14 protein-coding genes are annotated in these 12,872 nt (G+C 68.0%); 5 read left to right on the forward strand and 9 right to left on the reverse strand.

The genetic code is table 11. The features are described from left to right. The first annotated feature begins 292 nt into the window (after positions 1 to 292). Complete coding sequence (gene thrS, locus EPY72_RS09345) at positions 293 to 2,221, forward strand: threonine--tRNA ligase (protein WP_134669867.1); 1,929 nt, start codon at positions 293 to 295, stop codon at positions 2,219 to 2,221. 54 nt (positions 2,222 to 2,275) lie between these two features. Next, positions 2,276 to 2,632, forward strand: a complete 357-nt coding sequence (locus tag EPY72_RS09350; protein ID WP_134669869.1) for a response regulator — start codon at positions 2,276 to 2,278, stop codon at positions 2,630 to 2,632. Between the two features lie 12 nt (positions 2,633 to 2,644). On the opposite strand, the gene gcvPB is transcribed toward EPY72_RS09350, so the two are convergent. From gcvPB to EPY72_RS09380, 7 genes are all read right to left on the reverse strand, one after another. Then, positions 2,645 to 4,099: an aminomethyl-transferring glycine dehydrogenase subunit GcvPB gene (gene gcvPB, locus EPY72_RS09355; RefSeq protein WP_134669871.1), complete on the reverse strand. Its 1,455-nt coding sequence runs from the start codon at positions 4,097 to 4,099 to the stop codon at positions 2,645 to 2,647. A gap of 114 nt (positions 4,100 to 4,213) precedes the next feature. Further along, positions 4,214 to 5,548, reverse strand: a complete 1,335-nt coding sequence (gene gcvPA, locus EPY72_RS09360; RefSeq protein WP_135806256.1) for an aminomethyl-transferring glycine dehydrogenase subunit GcvPA — start codon at positions 5,546 to 5,548, stop codon at positions 4,214 to 4,216. A gap of 127 nt (positions 5,549 to 5,675) precedes the next feature. Then, positions 5,676 to 6,053: a glycine cleavage system protein GcvH gene (gene gcvH, locus EPY72_RS09365; protein WP_134669874.1), complete on the reverse strand. Its 378-nt coding sequence runs from the start codon at positions 6,051 to 6,053 to the stop codon at positions 5,676 to 5,678. Then, positions 6,050 to 7,147: a glycine cleavage system aminomethyltransferase GcvT gene (gcvT, locus tag EPY72_RS09370; RefSeq protein WP_134669876.1), complete on the reverse strand. Its 1,098-nt coding sequence runs from the start codon at positions 7,145 to 7,147 to the stop codon at positions 6,050 to 6,052. Before gcvT ends, gcvH begins: the two co-directional genes overlap by 4 nt. Before the next feature lie 63 nt (positions 7,148 to 7,210). Next, positions 7,211 to 7,387 (reverse strand): hypothetical protein, encoded by a 177-nt coding sequence (locus tag EPY72_RS19375; RefSeq protein WP_167599417.1) that lies wholly within the window; start codon positions 7,385 to 7,387, stop codon positions 7,211 to 7,213. A gap of 164 nt (positions 7,388 to 7,551) precedes the next feature. Next, positions 7,552 to 7,788 carry a hypothetical protein gene (locus tag EPY72_RS09375; RefSeq protein WP_135806257.1) on the reverse strand — a complete coding sequence of 79 codons (237 nt, stop codon included), beginning with the start codon at positions 7,786 to 7,788 and terminating at the stop codon, positions 7,552 to 7,554. Between the two features lie 122 nt (positions 7,789 to 7,910). Beyond that, positions 7,911 to 9,500 (reverse strand): S8 family serine peptidase, encoded by a 1,590-nt coding sequence (locus tag EPY72_RS09380; RefSeq protein ID WP_134669880.1) that lies wholly within the window; start codon positions 9,498 to 9,500, stop codon positions 7,911 to 7,913. A 164-nt stretch (positions 9,501 to 9,664) separates the two neighbouring features. Between EPY72_RS09380 and EPY72_RS09385 the strand changes: the two genes are divergently transcribed. Continuing rightward, entirely contained in the window at positions 9,665 to 10,108 is a 444-nt protein-coding gene (locus tag EPY72_RS09385) for an NYN domain-containing protein (protein WP_210423524.1), read from the forward strand. On the opposite strand, the gene EPY72_RS09390 is transcribed toward EPY72_RS09385, so the two are convergent. Beyond that, positions 10,109 to 10,537 (reverse strand): DUF8009 family protein, encoded by a 429-nt coding sequence (locus tag EPY72_RS09390; protein WP_135806259.1) that lies wholly within the window; start codon positions 10,535 to 10,537, stop codon positions 10,109 to 10,111. A 101-nt stretch (positions 10,538 to 10,638) separates the two neighbouring features. On the opposite strand from EPY72_RS09390, the gene EPY72_RS09395 reads away from it, so the two are divergent. After that, on the forward strand, positions 10,639 to 11,490 hold the full coding sequence (locus tag EPY72_RS09395) for a TatD family hydrolase (protein ID WP_135806260.1): 852 nt from the start codon (positions 10,639 to 10,641) through the stop codon (positions 11,488 to 11,490). A gap of 49 nt (positions 11,491 to 11,539) precedes the next feature. Then, positions 11,540 to 12,124 carry a DUF2150 family protein gene (locus EPY72_RS09400; protein ID WP_134669887.1) on the forward strand — a complete coding sequence of 195 codons (585 nt, stop codon included), beginning with the start codon at positions 11,540 to 11,542 and terminating at the stop codon, positions 12,122 to 12,124. Between the two features lie 36 nt (positions 12,125 to 12,160). On the opposite strand, the gene EPY72_RS09405 is transcribed toward EPY72_RS09400, so the two are convergent. After that, positions 12,161 to 12,868 (reverse strand): class I SAM-dependent methyltransferase, encoded by a 708-nt coding sequence (locus EPY72_RS09405; protein ID WP_135806261.1) that lies wholly within the window; start codon positions 12,866 to 12,868, stop codon positions 12,161 to 12,163. Positions 12,869 to 12,872: the final 4 nt, after the last annotated feature.

Below are 12,872 nucleotides of genomic sequence, written 5' to 3' on the forward strand. Positions count from 1 at the left end.
GAGGCCGTCCGAACGAATGTCCGATCACGACGCCCGGGGTTCGGGACCCGAGACGGCGGGGACGGTGGACACGACCGACCGCGATTCGATCGCCTGATTACGGAGCAACGGGCTCGGAGCGTGGGACACTCCCAACGAATAAATTATATTTAGATATATAGAATCCGTCGCGTCAAGTTGTTAGACGACATCGGCGTGGCGAGCCCGCGAGCCGACTCGCCTCGGAGACCGCCCCGCGTCGAAAGCTCACGCTTAGAAAGCGTTATCCGTCTGCCCGGACGGAAAAAGAAGTATGAGCGAGATCACTATCTCCCTTCCCGACGGCTCCGAACTGGAGCTTTCGGAGGGGGCGACGGTCGAGGACGCCGCGTACGAGATCGGGCCGGGACTCGGCCGGGACACCGTCGCGGGCGTCGTCGACGGCGACCTCGTGGACAAGGCCAGCGAGCTCCCCGACGGCGCGAACCTCGAAATAGTCACGCCCTCCAGCGACGAGTACGTGGACGTGCTCCGCCACTCGGCGGCCCACGTTTTCGCCCAGGCGCTCGAGCGACTCTACCCCGACGCCAAGCTGACCATCGGCCCGTGGACCGACGACGGCTTCTACTACGACATCTACGGCGTCGACCTCGACGAGGAGGACCTCGAAGCGATCGAGGCCGAGGCCTACGAGATCATCGAGGAGGACCTCGACATCGAACGCTTCGAGCGCTCGCGCGAGGAGGCCTTCGAGGTCTACGACGACAACCGATTCAAGCGCGAGATCCTGGAGACCGAGGCGGCCGACGAGGAGTCGATCTCGTTCTACGAACAGGGCGAGTTCGAGGACCTCTGCAAGGGGCCCCACGTCGAGTCGACCGGCGAGATCGGCGGGTTCGCCCTGCTCTCGATCTCGGGCGCGTACTGGCGCGGCGACGAGGAAAACGAGATGCTGACCCGCGTCTACGGCACCGCCTTCGAGACCGAGGACGAACTGGAGTCGTTCTTGGAGCGCAGACAGGAAGCCGAGGAGCGCGACCACCGCAAGATCGGCCGCGAGATGGACCTGTTTTCGATCCCCGACCACTCGCCGGGTGCGCCCCACTACCACCCCAACGGGATGACCATCCGGCGTGAACTGGAAGACTACATCCGATCCAAGAACGACGAACTGGGCTACGACGAGGTCTGGACGCCCGAACTCAACAAGGCCGAACTCTGGAAGCCGACGGGCCACTACGACACGTTCAAGGAAGCGGGCGAGATGTTCGCGTGGGAGCAAGACGACACCGAGTACGGTCTGAAACCGATGAACTGCGCGAACCACGCCCACATCTACGACGACCAGCAGTACTCGTATCGGGACCTGCCGGTCCGGTTCTCGGAGTTCGGCACCTGCTACCGTAACGAGCAGTCCGGTGAACTCTCCGGACTGCTCCGAGTTCGAGGGTTCACGCAGGACGACGGCCACGCGTTCATCCGGAAAGACCAGATTCGCGGCGAGATCCTTTCGGTCCTCGACGTCATCGACGACATCTACGGTCACTTCGACCTCGACGTCCAGTACAAACTGGAGACGAAAGGCGACGACGCGGTCGGGAGCGACGAAATCTGGGAGCAGGCGACCGACGCGCTCAAAGACGCCCTCTCCTCGGAGGGCCTCGACTACGACGTCGAGTCGGGCGAGGCGGCGTTCTACGGGCCGAAAATCGGCATCAACGCCGTGGACGCGATCGGGCGAGAGTGGACCATCGGCACGGTCCAACTCGACTTCAACATCCCCGAACGTCTCGACCTATCCTACACCGGAAAGGACAACGAGGAACACCGGCCGGTGATGGTCCACCGCGCGCTCCTCGGGACGTTCGAGCGCTTCATGGGGATCATCATCGAACACTTCAAGGGCAACTTCCCGACGTGGCTCGCGCCCGAACAGGTCCGCATCCTGCCGGTGAGCGACGACAACCTCGGGTACGCCAAACAGCTTCAGAACCGGTATCTCGGCGACTTCCGAGTCGAGATCGAGGACCGGTCGTGGACGGTCGGCAAGAAGATCCAGCAGGCACACGACGACAACGTCCCCTACATGCTGATCGTCGGCGACAACGAGGAGGAAGCCGGGACGATCTCGGTCCGCGACCGACAGGAGCGCGAACGCGACGACGTGGACGTGGAGGCGTTCGGCGACCACCTCGCCGAGGAGATCGACGGAAAGGCGACGGACCCGACCTTCCTCGAGTAGCGCGCCCGAACGGGAAATACTTATATTTCGATAGATGAGCGGTTAGGACGACAGATGGCACCGGATCTACTGATCGTCGACGACAGCGACTTTCAGCGCACGATGGTCCAGAAGGCGCTCGAATCCGACTTCGACGTGGTGGGCGAAGCCGCGAACGGTCGCGAGGCGGTCGAGCAGTACGACCGCCATCGACCCGCGGCGGTCACGATGGACATCATGATGCCCGAGATGGACGGCGTCGCGGCCACCGCCGAGATCAAGTCCCGAGACGATCCGCCCGCGGTCGTGATGGTGACCAGCGTCGATCAGCAGAGCAAGATGAAACAGGCCGTCGAGGCCGGCGCGGACGGCTACGTCACCAAGCCCTTCGAGCCCGAAGACGTCCAGTCGGAGCTGGCGTCGGTCCTCTGAACCAATCGCGACTCACTCCTCGTCGATCGCCTGCCACGACAGCCGGAGGTTCCGGGCCGCGTCGGTCTGGTCGATGCGGCGGGCGGTGGTGCGTTCGGGAGCCGCTTCGAGGGTCTCGTCGTCCTCGCCGGCGACCGCGTCGAAGGCGTCGGCGAGCTGATCGAGCGTCTCTTTACTCTCGATCTCGGTCGGCTCGGTCATCAGCGCCTCCGAGACGATCTCGGGCCACTTCGTGGTCGGCGGGTGGACGCCGTAGTCGAGCATCCGTTTCGCCACGTCGGCGGCGTCCTGATCGCCGGCGCTCGCGACGAACTCGTGGTGGAACGGCTCGAACGGGACGTCGTAGTCGATCTGGGAGGCGAGGTAGTTGGCGTTCAACACCGCCTTCGCGGAGGCGTCGTCGAGGCCCTCGTCGCCGAGCCGGGCGATGTAGGCGTAGGTCTTCACGAGCACGAGCCAGTTGCCCTCGAAGCCGTGGACCTTCCCGATCGTGTGTTCGGGCTCGAACCGCTCGTAACGGGCGTCGTCGCCGCTGGCCTCGCGCTCGCGCACCCGGGGCGCGGGCAGGAATTCGGCGAGCTCGTCGGTCACGCCCACCGGTCCCGCGCCGGGGCCGCCCCCGCCGTGGGGCGTCGCGAACGTCTTGTGGACGTTGTAGTGCATGATGTCGAACCCCATGTCGCCCGGTCGGGCGCGCCCGAGCAACGCGTTGAGGTTCGCGCCGTCGTAGTAGAGCAGTCCGCCCGCGTCGTGGACGATGTCGGCGATCTCCTCGATGTCGCGCTCGAAGAGTCCGAGCGTGTTGGGGTTGGTGAGCATGAACAGCGCGGTCCGGTCGCCGGCGGCGGCTTCGAGCGCCTCCAGGTCGACCCGACCGTCCTCGCCCGACGGGAGTTCGACCACGTCGTAGCCCGCCAGCGCGGCGCTCGCGAAGTTGGTGCCGTGGGCCGAGTCCGGGACGATGATCTCGTCGCGCTGCTCGCCCTCGCCGTTCTGCTCGTGGAACGCCTTCGCGACCAGAATGCCGGTGAACTCACCGGCCGCGCCGGCCGGCGGCTGGAGGCTGACCGCGTCCATCCCGCCGATGCGCGCAAGGTAGTCCTGGAGCCCGGCCATCAACCCGAGCGTCCCCTGGAGGCTCTCGTCCGAGCGGTCGTGGTGGACCGCGGCGTCGCCCAGCGCCGCCACGTCCTCGGTGAACTTGGGGTTGTACTTCATCGTACAGCTCCCCAGCGGGTACGGCCCGGAGTCGACGCCGTAGTTCATCTGGGAGAGCCGAGTGTAGTGGCGCGCGAGTTGGGGCTCCGAGAGGGCGGGGAGCTCGAGGTCCTCGCGGGTGAGGTCGTCGGGAAGCGGCGAGTCGACCGCGACTTCCTCGGTGTTCTTCTCGGCGAGGAGCGGCTCGTAGCGGTCGTCGTCCGATTCGGCGTCCGCGTCGTGGGTCCAGCGGGCCTGATCGTATCTCATTTGAGACACCTCGTGTCGAAAATGAGGCTCGAAAGGCGAGCGGAGCGAGCCTTTCGGTGGTTCGGCGAGCGGAGCGAGCCGAAGTTCGACGAGCAACGCGAGTCGAACCGCATGTCAGGCGACCTCCTCGAACGCCGCGACCAGTCGGTCGGCGGCGTGCTCGTTCGCGTCGGTGATACACACCTGCACCCGGTGGTCGTCCACCGCGTGGACCCCGAAGCCCTCGGCTTCGAGGTCGTCGGCGACGGCGGCGGCGGGTCGGTCGGTCCGCGCGACGAACTCCCGGAAGTGGTGGCGGTCGTGGACCGGCGCGCGGACGCCCTCGACCTCGTCGAGGCGGCCCGCGAGGTCGGCGGCGAGCCGGACGCAGTCGTTGGCGAGGTCGACCAGCCCGCCGGGACCCAGAGACGCCGCGTGGATCGCGGTCCGGAGCGCGACCCACGCCTGATTGGTGCAGATGTTGCTCGTCGCGCGCTCGCGGCGGATGTGCTGTTCGCGGGTCTGGAGCGTCAGCGTGTAGCTCCGTCGCCCGGACTCGTCTTCGCTCGCGCCGACGAGTCGGCCGGGGACCTGCCGGACGAACTCCTCGCGACAGGCAAAGAGCCCCAGCCCCATCCCGTAGGCGGTCGGGAGCCCGAGCGCGGCGGCGTCGCCGACCACCACGTCGGCGCCGACCGAGGCGGGCTCCTCGAGGACCGACAGCGCCACGGGGTCCGAGCCGAGACAGAACATCGCGTCGTGGTCGGCCGCGAGGTCGCCGACCGCGTCGAGGCGCTCTTCGACGGTGCCCAACGCGGTCGGGTTCTCGGCGTACACCATCACCGCGTCGCTGTCGATCGCGTCGGCGAGCGCGTCGACGTCGACGTTGCCGTCGTCGGTGTCGAACGTCTCGACCGAGAGGCCGGCGCCGTCGGTGTAGCTTTCGAGGACGTCGCGGCGCGATTCGAGGAGGTAGTCGGGCACCAGCACCCGGTCGCCGTCGGTCGACCGGACGCGCGCCGCGAGTAGCGCCGCCTCGGCCAGCGCGGTCGCGTGGTCGTACATCGAGGCGTTGACGATTTCGAGCCCGGTGAGTTCGACCAGCATCGACTGGTACTCGAACAGCGCCTGGAGGAACCCCTGCGTGACCTCGGGCTGGTACTGGGTGTAGGAGGTCAGAAACTCCGAGCGCTGGGAGATGTGATCGACCAGCGAGGGCACGTAGTGCTCGTAGTGGCCCCGGCCGAGGAACTCGGTCAGATCGTCGTTGCGCGCGAGCAGTCCCCGAACGTGGCGTTCGGCCTCGCGTTCGCTTCTGGACTCGATACCGAACTCGCCGTCGAACGCGACCGACGCGGGAATGTCGAAGAGGTCGTCGACGCCCTCTACCCCGACCGCCGAGAGCATCGCCTCGGTCTCGGCGTCGGTGTGTGAGGCGTACGGCGTTCCCCTCTCGTTTCGTCCGCTCATGTACTCGGGTGTTAGGAGCGTACCGTTTTAAGAGGGTGGTATTCGGTTACGTTCTCCGGTGTTGGCGCCCCAGCGGGCGACGCGAGCGACTCTCGGGGACGGCGAGGACCCCCCGCGAGCCCGGGCGTTATTCGATCTGGTCGCGGTACTCGTCGGCGCTCAGCAGGTCGTCGCTCTCCTCGTCGACCTCGACTTCGAGCATCCAGCCCTCGCCGAACGGGTCCTCGTTGACCAGTTCGGGCTGGTCGTGGAGCGCGTCGTTGATCCCGACGACGGTGCCGCTCACCGGCGAGTAGAGGTCCGAGACCGCCTTGATCGACTCGACGACGCCGAACTCCTCGCCGGCGGTCACGTCGTCGCCCTCGTCGGGGAGTTCGACGAACACCACGTCGCCGAGTTCGTCCTGCGCGAAGTCGGTGATGCCGACCGTCGCGGTTGCGTCTCCGTGGTCGACCCACTCGTGCGATTCGAGGTAGTTCCGGTCGTCGGGTACGTCGAAGCTCATCGGTTCTCACCCAAGAATGGGACCGTGGCTATCTTTGCCTTTTTGGAGTCGCCCCGAACCACCACGCGGACGTTCGTGTCGGGGTCTGCGTGCTCGGTCGCGACGTATCCGAGCGCGATGGGCTCGTTCAGCGTGGGGCTCATCGTGCCGCTCGTCACCTCGCCGATCGACTCGCCGTCGGCGTCGGTGATCTCGTAGCCGTGGCGCGCGACCCCGCGGTCGACGAGCCGAACGCCGACGAACGTCTCGTCGACGCCCTCCGCGTCGACGCGTTCGAGGGCGTCTCGGCCCACGAACTCCGTGTCGAGTTTCACCGTCCAGCCGACGCCGGCCTCGTAGGGGGTGTGCGGGTTCTCCTCTGGGTCGAAATCCTGGCCCGAGAGCAGAAAGCCCATCTCCATCCGGAGGGTGTCTCTGGCGCCGAGCCCGCAGGGCTGACACTCCAGCGCCGACCAGACCGTCTCGGACGCCTCGGCCGGGACGATCAGCTCGAACCCGTCCTCGCCGGTGTAGCCCGTCCGGGCGACCCAGCACCGCGCGCCCGCGACCGTCGCGTACCGCCCCTCGAACTTCGAGAGGTCGGTGACCGACTCGTCGGCGAGGTCGGCCACGAGCCCCGGGGCGTCGGGGCCCTGCACCGCGAACATGCCGTAGTCGTCGGTGACGTTCTCGACGTCGGCGTCGAGGTCCCACTCGTCGCGGTGGGCGGTCCACCGCTCTTCCATCTGCTCGTCGTGGCCCGCGTTCGGGACGAAGAGGAACTCGGCGGACTCGCCCTCGGGGAGGCGGTAGACGACGGTGTCGTCCAGAATCGTCCCCTCGTCGTCGGTGATCATCGAGTACTGGGAGTCGCCCCGGTCGAGCGCGGTCACGTCGTTGGTGGTGAGCCGCTGGAGCAACTCGGCGGCGTCGGGCCCCGAGACCTCGATCTCGCCCATGTGGGAGACGTCGAAGACGCCGGCCTCCTCGCGGACCGCGCGGTGTTCGTCCTGTATCGAGTCGAACTCGACGGGCATCTCCCACCCGCCGAACTCCGTGAACGACGCCCCGCGCTCGGCGTGTACCTCGCGCAACGGCGGCTTTCGAAGGCTCATGCTCCAGCGTTCGGACGCCCGTCACGTAATGGTTTGTCTTCCGGGCGTTCGTCGCCGATCCGGTCAGGCGGGCTCGACGACGATCTGGCCGTCCCGGAGCTTGTAGACGAGCCTATCGCCCTCCTCGACTGTCTCGCCCGCGGCCTCGAACTCCTCGCGGACCGCCTTGATGAGGCTGATTCGCCACCGCTGGGTGACTGTCGTCGTCCCGAGTATCTTCTCGTCTGGGTCGTCGCTCATCTACTCGCGTCTTACCGGACGGTGCGGTTATGGATTTTTAGCTATTTCGACTATAACGACTACTCGCGTCCCGGACCGAACAGTTCGCCCCTCTGATGCAGGCGAGTCCCGCGAAGGGGCCGAGCACGTCGGTCCGGGGGACGACATCCGGAAGTCGACGACGCTTACGGCGAGGCGGGGGTCGCGTGGCGCACGAGCAGGTCGGCGGCGGTTCCGTCGACGTCGGTGCTCGCACAGTCAGGACACTGCACCGCCACCGACCAGTCGCCGCGGGTCGAGAACGCGGGCCCCTCGGCGTCGCGGTCGGCGACGCCCCCGGTCGAGTCACCGAGAACCGCGAGCGCGAACTGAGCGAGCAGAACGAACGTGCCGTCGTGGCCGCAGTTGTGACAGGTCGGCATGGTCAGACCCGGCGGCCGAGTTCGGGGCGCCGGGGCTCGGAGGTGGTCGCGCGCTCGTACTTGAACGTTCGGCGCGACATCGCACCGTCTCGGGGTCGCCGACGGCGCGTGCGCGTCGAGCGTTACTGGAACTCGGTGATCGTCAGGGTGTACTCGCCCGCCCCGGTGTAGGAGTCGACGTCGATCTGCATCTCCGTCGAGTCGTCGGGGGCGTCGATGGTGATCGACTCCTGACTGTCGGTGCTGGTCGAGGCGTAGTCGTAGTCGCCCGACGAGGCGTTCTCGGTCGTCCCGGTGTTGACGTAGAGGTCGAAGTCGGCGTTCGACGGCCCGTCGAGGACGACCTCCACCGTGGTCGGGTCGCTGTACTCCCACGCGTAGCTGTAGTCGTCGTCGTCCCAGAAGCCGCTGAGGCTCGCGTCGACCGACTCGGTCGTCGAGTCGCCGCTCTCACCGCCGTCACCGCCGTCGCCACCGCCAGCATTTGCAGGGTCGGTCGTGACCGCGGCGTAGGCGTCGACCTGTCCGCTACCTTGCTGGTCGGCCGAGAGGCCGACGTCGGCGGCCGTGTTCTTGAGGTGGGTGCGGAGTTCGGTGGGCGTCAGGTCCCACTTCGCGAGGGTCAGCCCCGCGACCCCGGAGGTGACCGGCGTCGCCATCGAGGTGCCCGAGAGCGTCTCGTAGGACCCCCGGGTCTCGGTGGTCGTCGAGAGCACGTCCACGCCGGGGGCACAGAGCTCGACGCTGTCGCCGTACTGGGAGAACGACGCGAGGTTCTCCTCGGAGTCGACCGCCGACACCGCGACGCACCCGCTGTAGGCGGCGGGGTAGCTCACGCCGCGCGAGCCGTCGTTGCCCGCGGCCGCGACGACGAGGCTACCGTTGGAAGTCGCGTACGACACCGCGTTTTTCATCGTGTCGGTGTAGCCGCCCCCGCCCAGCGAGAGGTTGATCACGTCGGCGCCCTGGTCGGCCGCCCACTCGACGGCGTCGGCGATGTCGGCGGTCGACCCCGAGCCGTTCTCGTCAAGCGCGCGGCCGTTGATGAGCGCGGAGTTACCCTGACCGGCGACGCCGGTGTCGTTGTCGACGGTCGCCGCGGCACAGCCCGAGACGTGGGTCCCGTGGTACTCGTCTCCGGGCGCGTCGGGGTACGGATCCGAGTCGGCGTCGACGAAGTCCGAACCCGGGTCCGAGGCGTAGTTGTCCGCCAGATCGGGGTGGTCGTACTGCGCGCCGGTGTCGACCACCGCGATGGTGACGTTCGAGTCCCCGAACGTGGTGTCCCACGCCTCGTCCGACCGGACCTGCTGGGGCGCGTACTGGTCGCCGAACTGCGGGTCGCTGGGCGCGGCGAGCGCCTCGTGGGTCGCGTTCGGTTCGGCGTACTTGATCCCGTCTTTCTTGGTGATGGCCTCGATGAAGTTCTCGCGGGCCACGTCCGCGGCGTTGCTCGGGAACTTCACCGCGACGTACCGGAGCGTCTCGTTCTTGTGGACGACCTCCGCGTTGCCCGGGACGTAGGAGGTGACTTTCTGCTCTATGTCGCCGGCGCCGGCCGAGACGCCCACGAGGATCTCCTCTTTTTTCGGGCCGGGATCGCGGCCGGGGGTCGCGGCCGTGACGCCGCCGAGCGCGGCGGTCGCGCCGGCTACGCCGGCCGCCTTCACGAACGAACGCCGATCGAGTCGAGGTGTGCTGTCGTCTGTCATGCTACAAAATTCACGACACAGAGATATTATTTAAATTTTATTGTATAGAAATTTTCTATAATTTTTTCTAGATAAGGTGTGAGTGTATGTCTCGGGCGCTTCCGTAGCGCGCCCGTCGGCGCCGGACCGCCACCGCTATGGCGGGAGGCGAGCTATCGGGGGGTATGCAACCGTTGCGTTCGCTCCTCTCGGGGGAGGCCTCCGTCGCGCTGTTCGTGGACGGGCCCAACGTCCTCCGCGACGAGTTCGACGTGGATCTGGACGACGTGCGTGCGGCCGCCGAGGAACTCGGCCAGCTTGCGGTCGCGCGGCTCTACCTCGACGAGCACGCTACCCCGGGGCTGATTCAGGCGGCCGAAGCCCGCGGCTTCGAGGTGACGATTACCAGCGGCGACGTCGACGTGAAACTCGCGGTCGACGCGACGGAGTTCGCGCTGACCGAGGGGCTCGACGCGCTCGCCATCGCTTCGCGGGACACCGATTTCAAGCCCGTCTTAGAGAAGGCCGCCCGCAACGGGGTCCGCACCGTCGCGATCGCGCCGGGCGAGCACGGCCGATCCGACGCCCTCCGGAACGCCGCCCACGAGGCTCACGTCATCGAGGAGTAGCTATCCCAGCGGTTTGACCGCGACCGCGTGCGTCCCGTCGTCGACCCGGAGTTCGACCGACTCGACCACCGCGTCCGCGACCGTCGCGCGCCACGCCTCGACCGCCTCGACGTGGCGCTCGCGGTGGCGCTCGACCGAGAACTCGGCGTCGGGGTCGGTCCGGAGCTCGTCTTCGGTGTCGTCGGGCGTGGGGTAGTCGGGAATCCGTTCTTCCTCGATCAGTCGGGCGGGATCGATGTGGAACGCGTCGGCCCCGCCGTCGGGCTCGGGGGCGTCGGCGACGTGGAGTCGCGCGCGCATCCGGCCCGAAAACGGCGGGGTCACCCGGAGGACGGTCGGGCGGTCGCTCCGCCGTCGGGCCTCGTAGGCCGACACCACGTCGTCGATCGTGACCGCGAGCGAGCGGACGTTCCGCGGGTCGGTGCTCATGTGGGCCCGTGAGTGTTGCTTGCCCTTGAGTGTCGCGCCGGTCGTCGACCGGGCGCCCCGAACCGTCGGCGTTTTTCCCGCTCGGTCCCGGAGACGACACCATGGACGAGGACCTCGGCACGCCGGTGGTCGACAACCACCTCCACCTCGACCCCGAACACGGCCGCGGGCTGGAGGCGGTCCGGGAGTTCGCGCGCAGCGGCGGCACCCACCTGCTGGTGGTGAACAAGCCCTCGTGGCTCCTCGGCGTCGAGCCCGACGCCGGCGAGGACTTTCGACCGGTGTTCGAGACCACGCTCGACGCGGTCGCGAGCGCGAGCGAGATACTCGACGGCCGGGCGTGGCCCGTGCTCGGCGTCCACCCCGGGCTCGTCTCGAAGCTGGTCGAAGACCGGGGGTTCGCGCCGGCCGAAGCCCGCGACCTGATGCGGGCGGGTCTGGAGTGTGCGGCAGAGTACGTCGCCGACGGTTCGGCGCTGGCGCTCAAGACCGGCCGCCCGCACTACGACACCACCGAGGCGGTGTGGGAGGCCTCGAACGCCGTGCTCCGTCGCGGACTCGAACTCGGGGCGGCCAACGACTGCGCGGTCCAGCTCCACACCGAGGCCAGCGAGGACCTGACCGAGATCGCGGCGTGGGCCGAGGAGGCGGGGCTCGCGCCCGAGCGCGTCGTCAAGCACTACGCCGCCGGCCGGCTCGCCGGGCCGACGCCGAGCGTGATGAGCGAGAAAGACCGGCTCGAACGCGCGGCCGACCGCGGCGAGCCGTTCCTGATGGAGACCGACTTCGTCGACGACCCCGACCGGCCCGGCGCGGTGCTGGGGCCAAAGACGGTGCCCCGGCGGGTCCGGTGGCTCCTCGACGCGGGCGAGGGCGAGGCGGTCCGAAACGCCCACGTCGAGACGCCTCGACGGGTGTACGGCGTCGACACCGAGGCGACCCTCGATCGGTAGGGCGAGCCGAGCAGAAAGGCATATGGGTCGGGCAGCACTCGGAGTTGATATGAGCGCGCCTCCGGAGGAGTTTTACTCCGACGAACGCTGGCAGAACTGGCTCGACCGCATCCGGGACGAGGAGATCGATCCCGAGAACGAGGACTCGGCCCGGCTCCTGTTGAACCTCCAGGACGACGTGGCCATCGCGGTCGCCAAGATCGTGACCGCGTACGACGACGACGCGGTCGGCGAGGAGGAGGCCCTCGAGGAGCTGACCGACATCCGCGAGATCGTCCTCGCCGAAGTCGACTTCGAGGACGACGAGAAGGCGATGCTGATCGACGGCGTCCAGACGAGTCTGGTCTGTGTCTTCTATGCCGCCGAGGAGTACGTCGCACAGGGGCCGGCCGACGAAGCCGGCGTCGAGGAGTACGTCCTCGAAGCCGGCCGGGCCGAGGAAGCCGAGGACATCGACTCGGCGCTCGGGCTGGTGGCGGCCGCCGGGACGCGCATCATCGACGGCGACGAACTCGACATGTCGGTGACCGAGGACCTCGAGTACGGGCTGGTGACCGAGTGGGTCAACGGACTCGACAGCCTCCAGAGCGCGATGAGCGACCCGGAAGTCGTCGAAGAAGAAGACGACGACTGACGGCCAGCGTTTTCGCCGCGCGATCCGATCGGACGGTCACGCTTTCTCCAGCCGCACCACCCACTGGACCGGCCGGTCCGATCGGGGGTATCGCACCTCCGCGACCGTCCACGGCGTTCCGACCGCGGCCGCACGGAGCCGGTCCGGGCTGAACAGCCTGAACAGCAACGTCTCGCCGACCTCGTCCTCGTAGACGCAGTGGTAGACGCGGTAGGCCAGCCCCGGTGCGGGGTCCTCGCGGTAGCCGAACGTGTCTGCGGTCGCGTCGCGTTCGGGCGCGTAGCCGTCGATCACTGCGGTCGCGTCGGGCGCGGTCACGACCGCCAGATCGCTCAGGAACCGCTCGACCCCCGCCATCGACCCCGCGAGTTGCACCTGGGTCCCCCTGGCGTACGCCGACCGGAACCGGTCGCGCTCGAACTGCTCGGGGAGCGAGAACATGTCGGCCCGCCGGGCGTCGACGACCCCGCGGTCGCGCATCGTCGCCACGAGGCGGTCGCTGACCTCGATGGCCACCGTCTCGAACCGGTCTTGGAAGTACAGCGCGTCGCGGCCCGCGCCGGCGCCCATGTCGATCAGCGGCCCGTCGAGGTGCGATTCGAGCCACTCGTCGCCCTCGAACTCGCCGAAGTACCACCGCTCGATCGGGTGCTCGCGGGTTCGTTCGCCGTCGCGGTCGACCAGCGGTGCCTCGCGCTCGCCGCGGTAGTGGTCTCGAATCGCGCGACCGAAGGGATCGGACATGCGA

Origin of the sequence: Halorussus marinus (assembly GCF_004765795.1) — an archaeon.
Taxonomy (GTDB): Archaea; Halobacteriota; Halobacteria; order Halobacteriales; family Haladaptataceae; genus Halorussus; species Halorussus marinus.